General features: G+C 74.2%; 4 protein-coding genes and 1 riboswitch. Of the genes, 1 reads left to right on the top strand and 3 read right to left on the bottom strand.

Features of this window, described 5'->3' with window-relative positions; all coding sequences use genetic code 11:
- Window positions 1-236 precede the first annotated feature (236 nt).
- From ACIHFE_RS28185 to ACIHFE_RS28175, 3 genes are read right to left on the bottom strand one after another with little or no spacing between them, the layout of a single operon-like run.
- Window positions 237-1,745 carry a precorrin-2 C(20)-methyltransferase gene (locus tag ACIHFE_RS28185; protein ID WP_400110891.1) on the bottom strand — a complete coding sequence of 503 codons (1,509 nt, stop codon included), beginning with the start codon at window positions 1,743-1,745 and terminating at the stop codon, window positions 237-239.
- Complete coding sequence (locus tag ACIHFE_RS28180) at window positions 1,742-2,386, bottom strand: precorrin-8X methylmutase (RefSeq protein WP_400110889.1); 645 nt, start codon at window positions 2,384-2,386, stop codon at window positions 1,742-1,744. The genes ACIHFE_RS28185 and ACIHFE_RS28180 overlap by 4 nt, the downstream gene beginning before the upstream one ends.
- Window positions 2,383-3,720 (bottom strand): cobalamin biosynthesis protein CobG, encoded by a 1,338-nt coding sequence (locus ACIHFE_RS28175; RefSeq protein WP_400110908.1) that lies wholly within the window; start codon window positions 3,718-3,720, stop codon window positions 2,383-2,385. The genes ACIHFE_RS28180 and ACIHFE_RS28175 overlap by 4 nt, the downstream gene beginning before the upstream one ends.
- Before the next feature lie 299 nt (window positions 3,721-4,019).
- A riboswitch (cobalamin riboswitch) is annotated at window positions 4,020-4,093 on the top strand.
- A gap of 118 nt (window positions 4,094-4,211) precedes the next feature.
- On the opposite strand from ACIHFE_RS28175, the gene cobN reads away from it, so the two are divergent.
- Window positions 4,212-7,811 carry a cobaltochelatase subunit CobN gene (gene cobN / locus ACIHFE_RS28170; protein WP_400110887.1) on the top strand — a complete coding sequence of 1,200 codons (3,600 nt, stop codon included), beginning with the start codon at window positions 4,212-4,214 and terminating at the stop codon, window positions 7,809-7,811.
- Window positions 7,812-7,829 lie beyond the last annotated feature (18 nt).

Below are 7,829 nucleotides of genomic sequence, written 5' to 3'. Positions count from 1 at the left end.
GCCGGTAAGACGGGCACCCGTGCCCGCACAGCGCGGTGAAGCAGGAAGCCCCCGGAAGGGTCAGACGACCCAGGCCGGAATCCCTGGACTTTAGGCCAGGGAGCACGTCAACAGACCATCCCCCGTCACCAACGGGTCTACATCCGTCAAGTCACCTTTCTGGGAACCTGAGTTACCGGACCAGGCCGCGCTGCTCCCGCCGCGGACCCGTGATCAGGCCCGGAGCGGGCCGTCTCTCACCCCTCCGGATACCGCCGGGGCGTCCACACGATCTGCTCGCCCTCGCCCGGCCCCCGCCGCACCGTGCAGGTCTGGCTGGATCCGATCAGCAGGATGGTGCGCATATCGACCTCGGCCGGGTCGAGTTCGCCGAGCCGGACGATGCGCACCCGCTCCGTGGGACCGCCCACATCGCGGGCCATGACCACCGGGGTGTCCGGGGCACGGTGCTCCAGCAGCAGGTCCCGGGCCTTGCCCACCTGCCAGATCCGGCTGCGGGAGCCGGGGTTGTAGAGGGCGAGCACCAAGTCGGCCTCGGCGGCGGCGCGCAGGCGGGAGGCGATGACCTCCCAGGGCTTGAGGCGGTCGGAGAGGGAGACCACCGCATAGTCATGCCCCAGCGGCGCACCGGCGCGGGAGGCCGCCGCATGGGCGGCGGTCATGCCGGGGACGATATGGACCGGGACCTCGCGGTAGGGGTCCTGGGCGGCGACCTCCAACACGGCGGAGGCCATGGCGAACACCCCCGGGTCGCCGGAGGAGACCACGGCCACCCGCCGGCCCTGGCGGGCCAGGTCGAGGGCGAATTCGGCGCGTTCGGACTCCACCTTGTTGTCGGAGGAGTGGCGGAGCTGGCCGGGGCGGACCGGGACCCGGTCCACATAGGTGCTGTAGCCGACGATGTCCTGGGCGGCGGCCAGCGCGCCCCGCGCCTCGGGGGTCAGCCAGCGCGGTCCGGCCGGGCCCAGGCCGACCACCGTCACCTCGCCGCGCTCGGCGGTGACCGGACGGTCGATCCGGCTGGGCAGCACGGCCACCGAGAAGTACGGCACCGAGCCGGGATCCACCTCGGCCAGGGCGCCGGTGCGTTCACCGGGCATGGTGGCGCGCTCGACATAGCGCGCCTCGGACAGCCGGCCGGCGGCCTCCAGCGCGCCGCGCACGGCGGGGAAGGTGCGGCCCAGCTTCATCACCACAGCGGAGTCGGTGGCGGCCAGGCGGGCCGCCAGCTCCTCCTCGGGGAGAGTGCCGGGCAGGATGGTCAGCACCTCCTCGCCCTCCACCAGCGGTTCGCCCAGCCGTGCCGCGGCGGCGCTGAACGAGGTGACGCCGGGCACCACTTCGGTGGGGTAGCGGTGCGCCAGGCGCTTGTGCATATGCATATAGGAGCTGTAGAAGAGCGGGTCGCCCTCGGCGAGCACGGCCACGCTGCGCCCGGCGTCCAGGTGCGCGGCCAGCCGGGCGGCGGCCTCCTCGTAGAACTCCTCCATGGCGCCCCGGTAGCCGCCCGGATGGTCGGTGGTCTCGGTGGTGACCGGATAGACCAGCGGCTCCTCGAGATGGCCGGGCCGCAGATGCCGTTCGGCGATGGAGCGCGCGATGCTGCGCCCGTGCCGGGCGCTGTGGTACGCGACCACATCGGCGGCGGCGATCACCTCGACCGCCCGCACCGTCATCAGTGACGGGTCGCCGGGGCCCAGCCCCACCCCGTACAACCGGCCCGTGGTCAAAGGCTGTTCGCTCACTCTTCCTCGCTCGCTATCGCGTTGATTGCGGCCGCGGCCATCGCGCTGCCGCCGCGCCGGCCCCGTACCACCAGGTACTCCAGGCCCAGCGCACTGTCCGCCAGGGCGTCCTTGGACTCGGCGGCCCCGATGAACCCGACCGGGATGCCCAGCACCGCGGCCGGGCGCGGTGCCCCGGCGGCCACCATCTCCAGCAGGTGGAACAGGGCGGTGGGCGCGTTGCCGATGGCCACCACGGCGCCCTCCAGCCGGTCCCGCCATAGTTCCAGCGCGGCCGCGCTGCGCGTGGTGCCCAGCCGGCCGGCCAGTTCGGGCACGGCGGGGTCGCGCAGGGTGCACAGCACCTCGTTGTCGGCCGGCAGCCGTTTGCGGGTGACACCGCTGGCCACCATGTTGGCGTCGCACAGGATGGGCGCCCCGGCGCGCAGCGCCTCCCGGGCGCGGGCCACCACGCCCGGTGAGTACGCCAGGTCGCGCACCAGGTCGGTCATCCCGCAGGCGTGGATCATGCGGACCGCCACCTGGCTCACATCCGGCGGCAGTTGGCCGAGATCGGCCTCGGCGCGGATGGTGGCGAAGGACTGGCGGTAGATGGACGCGCCGTCCTTGTCGTAGTCGAACACGGTGCCCTCGTCGTTCATCGGATGGGGGTACGGGCCGTCGCCACCGCGCCGGCCAGGTCGGGGGATGCCGGGGAGGTCACGGTGGTGGTCTCACCGCGTACGGTGACGCGGTAGCCGTCACCGGTGGCCAGGACGTCGACCCAGTCGCCGTCGGCGGGGTGCCCGCAGCGCCGCGCACAGCCGGACCAGTACACCGGCAGCGGGCGGGGCCCGCCGGTCCGGGCCGGGGTGAGGCAGGCGGCGGCGTCCGCCCGTACATCCGCCAGGGACTTGGCGCAGGCGGGCCGGCCGGCGCAGGCGCCCGCACCATGCCAGGGCGAGTCGGCGGAGGTGACCAGTCCGGCGGCGGCCAGGCGCGGCAGGTGGTCCTCGGCGGTGCCGGGCAGGACGATGCCGCGCCAGGGGGTCACCCGGAGCTCGTCCCGGGCGGCGGAGCCGGCCAGCAGGCGCCACTGGGCGGCGGTCAGCCGCCCGAGCGGCGCGGCCACCGACAGGGACCGGCCGCCGTCCGGCGCGGTGAGCACCCCGGGCTCCGGCGGGGCGCCATGCGGCGGCTCGAAGCGGGGGAGCGGGGCGGCGGCGATGCCGGAGGCGGTGAGGCGGGCTGCCAACCGGTCGGCGGACGGCCGTAGTTCGGGGGCCAGTTCGCGGATCCGCCAGGCATGGATGCCGGATTTGTCCAGGACGGCAAGGAATTCGGCCGCGGCCAGCAGCGCGGCGCGCGGCGCGTCCCCGGCGGAGACGTGGAGCGCGGGGCCGGTGGCGGCGAAGCACAGGGCGGCATGACCGTCCGCCGTTGCGATCAATGTCACATCGGGGGCCAGTGCGGCGATGTCGCCCCGGCCGTCATCCAGGCCGAAGAGGAACCGGCCGGACAGATCGGTCAATTGAGGCTGATTGTCATCAGGGTGGCGGGGGGTGTCGGCGCAGAGGAGTGCGTCCAAGGCGCGTGCCCATGCCTGCACATCCGCGCCCGCGCCCCGCCCGTCCAGGCCGCACAGCGGTGAAGCCGCCACATTGCGGACCCGGTCATGCCGGTCCGAGGGCAGCAGGCCCGCGGCCCGCAATCGGCCGCCCAGCTCGGCGCCGCAGCCGGCGGCCAGGCCGCGCAGCTGCACATTGCCGCGTGAGGTGAGGTCAAGACCGCCGTCGCCCAGGGTCTCGGCCGCGTCGGCCAGGGCATGGGCCTGACGGACCGTCAGTAAACCGCCGGGCAGCCGGACACGGGCCAGTGCCCCGTCGTCGGCGAGATGCAGGCGCAGAGCGCCCGGGCATGCGTCACCGGCCTCCCGGGCGGGAGGTTTCCCCTGCTCGGAGCGGGATGTCGGGGGGATGGCCATGGCGGCGAGCATACCCACGGGCCGGTGGCCACGGCCCTGGTCCCGGCTATTGCCCGCAGGCCGGGGGCGCTCCCCGGCCCCCCGGAAGCCCTGCCGCCGCGCCGCGCGGTGCGGCCAAGGGCCCCGCCCCGGCCCCCCCTTTGCCGTCGGCGGCTGCCCCGGTCCGCGGAGATGGCGCGGCGCGCGGCGGCCGGCGGAGAGCCACCAGGCCCCGGGGAACGGGGCAACCACAGCCGCACCCCGCCTGGCTACTATGGCACCCGGCGGAACGTCATCACCGATCCGCCGGACGCCAGCAGACGGCGACAGGGGAGGAAGCCGGTGCGACTCCGGCGCGGTCCCGCCACTGTGAGCCCGGCAGCGATGCCGGGTGAGTCAGGAACTCCCGCCGTCTTCCCACCGCCCGGGGCGCGGACCCCGAGGAAGGCCAGCCGCAGCATGCGCACATCCCGGTGCCGCGCACCCCGGGCGACCCTCGAAGCACTCGCACTCGGGAGCGCCGCGTGATCCTTCTCCTGTCGACGTCCGACACCGACCTGCTCAGCGCCCGCGCGGCCGGCGGCCCGGTCCCGTACCGGCTCGCCAACCCCGCCCGGCTGGCCCTGGACGAGCTCCCGGCCCTGCTGGAGGGCACCGAACTGGTGGTGGTCCGGCTGCTGGGCGGCATCCGCGCCTGGCAGGAGGGGCTGGACCAACTGCTGGCCGGCGACCGCCCGGTGGTGGTCCTCACCGGCGAACAGGCCCCCGACGCCCAGCTGATGGAGGCATCCACCGTCCCGGTCGGTATCGCCGCCGAGGCCCACGCCTACCTCGCCCACGGCGGCCCCGCCAACCTGGAACAGCTGGCCCGCTTCCTCTCCGACACCGTGCTGCTCACCGGCCATGGCTTCGAGCCCCCGGCCGCCGCCCCCGCCTGGGGTCACCTGGAGCGCACCGCCCGGCCCGGCGCCGACGGCCCCCCGATCGCGGTGCTCTACTACCGCGCCCACCATATGAGCGGCAACACCGCCTTTGTGGAAACCCTGTGCGGCGCCATCGAGGACGCCGGCGCGCGCGCCCTGCCGCTGTACGTCGCCTCGCTGCGCGCCCCCGAGCCCGAACTCATCGACGTCCTGCGCACGGTGGACGCCGTGGTCACCACCGTCCTGGCGGCCGGCGGCACCCGCCCCGCCGAGGCATCCGCCGGCGGCGACGACGAGTCCTGGGACGCCGGGGCACTGGCCGCCCTGGACGTCCCCGTGCTCCAGGCCCTGTGCCTGACCGGGCCGCGCAGCGCCTGGGAGGACAACGACGAGGGCCTCTCCCCGCTGGACGCCGCCACCCAGGTCGCCGTCCCCGAGTTCGACGGCCGCATCATCACCGTCCCCTTCTCCTTCAAGGAAGTCGACCGGGACGGCCTGCCCAGCTATGTCGCCGACCCCGAGCGCGCCGCCCGGGTCGCCGGGATCGCGGTCCGGCACGCCCGGCTGAAGCACATCGCGCCCGCCGAGAAGCGGATCGCGCTGGTCCTGTCCGCCTACCCCACCAAGCACTCCCGGATCGGCAACGCGGTCGGCCTGGACACCCCCGCCAGCGCCGTCGCCCTGCTGCGCCGGCTGCGCGCCGAGGGCTATGACTTCGGTGCCGAGCCGGTGCCCGGCCTGGAGTCCGGCAACGGCGACGAGCTGATCTACGCGCTGATCGAGGCCGGCGGCCATGACCAGGACTGGCTCACCGAGGAGCAGCTGGCCCGCAACCCGGTGCGCATCCCGGCCGCCGACTACCGCCGCTGGTACGGCCAACTGCCGCCGGAACTGCGGGAGTCGGTGGAGCGGCACTGGGGCCCGCCGCCCGGCGAGATGTTCGTCGACCGCAGCCGCGACCCCGAGGGCGAGATCGTGCTGGCCGCGCTGCGCCGCGGCAATCTGCTGATCCTCATCCAGCCGCCGCGCGGCTTCGGCGAGAACCCGGTCGCCATCTACCACGACCCCGACCTGCCGCCCTCGCACCACTACCTGGCCGCCTACCGCTGGATCGCGGCCGCCCGCGAGGACGGAGGCTTCGGCGCCGACGCCATGATCCACCTGGGCAAGCACGGCAACCTGGAGTGGCTGCCGGGCAAGAACGCCGGCCTGTCCGCGGCCTGCGGCCCGGACGCCGCCCTGGGCGACCTGCCGCTGGTCTACCCCTTCCTGGTCAACGACCCCGGTGAGGGCACCCAGGCCAAGCGCCGCGCCCACGCCACCCTGGTGGACCACCTGGTCCCGCCGATGGCCCGGGCCGACTCCTACGGCGACATCGCCCGCCTGGAACAGCTGCTGGACGAATACGCCGCCATCTCCGCCATGGACCCGGCCAAACTCCCCGCCATCCGGGCCCAGATCTGGACCCTGATCCAGGCCGCCAAGCTGGACCACGACCTGGGCCTGGCCGACCGCCCGGACGACGACGGCTTCGACGACTTCCTGCTGCATGTCGACGGCTGGCTGTGCGAGGTCAAGGACGCCCAGATCCGCGACGGTCTGCATGTCCTGGGTGGCGCGCCCACCGGCACCGAGCGCGTCAACCTGGTGCTGTCCATCCTGCGCGCCCGGCAGATCTGGGGCGGCACCGCCGCCCTGCCGGGCCTGCGCGAGGCGCTCGGACTGGACGAGTCCGCGGCCACCCGCACCAGCGCCGACGCCGCCGAGGAGCAGGCCCGCGCCCTGGTGCAGGCCATGGAGGACGCGGACTGGGACCCGTCCGCCGTCGCCCGGGTCGCCCAGGGCCACCCCCAACCGGTCGCGGACATCCTGGACTTCGCCGCCCGTGAGGTGGTGCCCAGGCTGGCCGCCACCACCGATGAGCTGGACCACGCGGTGCACGCCCTGGCCGGCGGCTTCGTCCCGGCCGGACCCTCCGGCTCGCCGCTGCGCGGCCTGGTCAATGTGCTGCCGACCGGCCGTAACTTCTACTCCGTCGACCCCAAGGCGGTGCCCAGCCGGCTCGCCTGGGAGACCGGCCAGGCGCTGGCCGACTCGCTGCTGGAGCGCTACCGCACCGACGAGGGCAAGTGGCCGGAGTCGGTGGGACTTTCGCTGTGGGGCACCAGCGCCATGCGCACCGCCGGTGACGACGTGGCCGAGGCGCTGGCCCTGCTGGGCGTCCGCCCGGTGTGGGACGACGCCTCCCGCCGGGTAACCGGCCTGGAAGCGGTGCCGCTTGAGGAGCTGGGCCGCCCGCGCATCGATGTCACCCTGCGCATCAGCGGCTTCTTCCGGGACGCCTTCCCGCATGTGATCGGCCTGCTGGACGACGCGGTGCGGCTGGCCGCGTCCCTGGACGAGCCCGACGCGAGCAACTTCGTCCGTGCCCACGCCCAGGCCGACCTGGCCGAGCACGGCGACGAACGCCGCGCCACCACCCGGATCTTCGGCTCCCGCCCGGGCACCTATGGCGCCGGCCTGCTCCAGCTGATCGACAGCCGGGACTGGCGCACCGACGCGGACCTCGCCGAGGTCTACACGGTCTGGGGCGGCTACGCCTACGGCCGCGGCCTGGAGGGCCGCCCGGCCCGCGCCGAGATGGAGAGCGCCTACAAGCGGATCGCGGTGGCCGCCAAGAACACCGACACCCGCGAACACGACATCGCCGACTCCGACGATTACTTCCAGTACCACGGCGGCATGGTCGCCACCGTACGGGCGTTGAAGGGCACCGCCCCCGCCGCGTACATCGGCGACTCCACCCGCCCGGAGACGGTGCGCACCCGCACCCTGGTGGAGGAGACCTCCCGGGTCTTCCGGGCCCGGGTGGTCAACCCCCGCTGGATCGAGGCCATGCGCCGCCACGGCTACAAGGGCGCCTTTGAACTCGCCGCCACCGTGGACTACTTGTTCGGCTATGACGCCACCACCGGCGTGGTGCCCGACTGGATGTACGACAAACTCACCCAGACCTATGTGCTGGACGACGAGAACCGCGCCTTCCTCCAGGAGGCCAACCCCTGGGCGCTGCACGGCATCGCCGAGCGGCTGCTGGAGGCGGAGAGCCGGGGCATGTGGGCCAAGCCGGACGCGGAGACGCTGGAGGCGTTGCGCCAGGTGTTCCTGGAGACGGAGGGGGAGCTGGAGGGCGAGGGCTAATTCCGCTTGCCGCCTCGG

It is taken from the genome of Streptomyces sp. NPDC052396 (assembly GCF_044593195.1).
In the GTDB taxonomy this organism is placed as follows: domain Bacteria; phylum Actinomycetota; class Actinomycetes; order Streptomycetales; family Streptomycetaceae; genus Streptomyces.
Note: the sequence above shows the minus strand (reverse complement) of the source record. Positions and strands in the feature narration are given on the sequence as shown.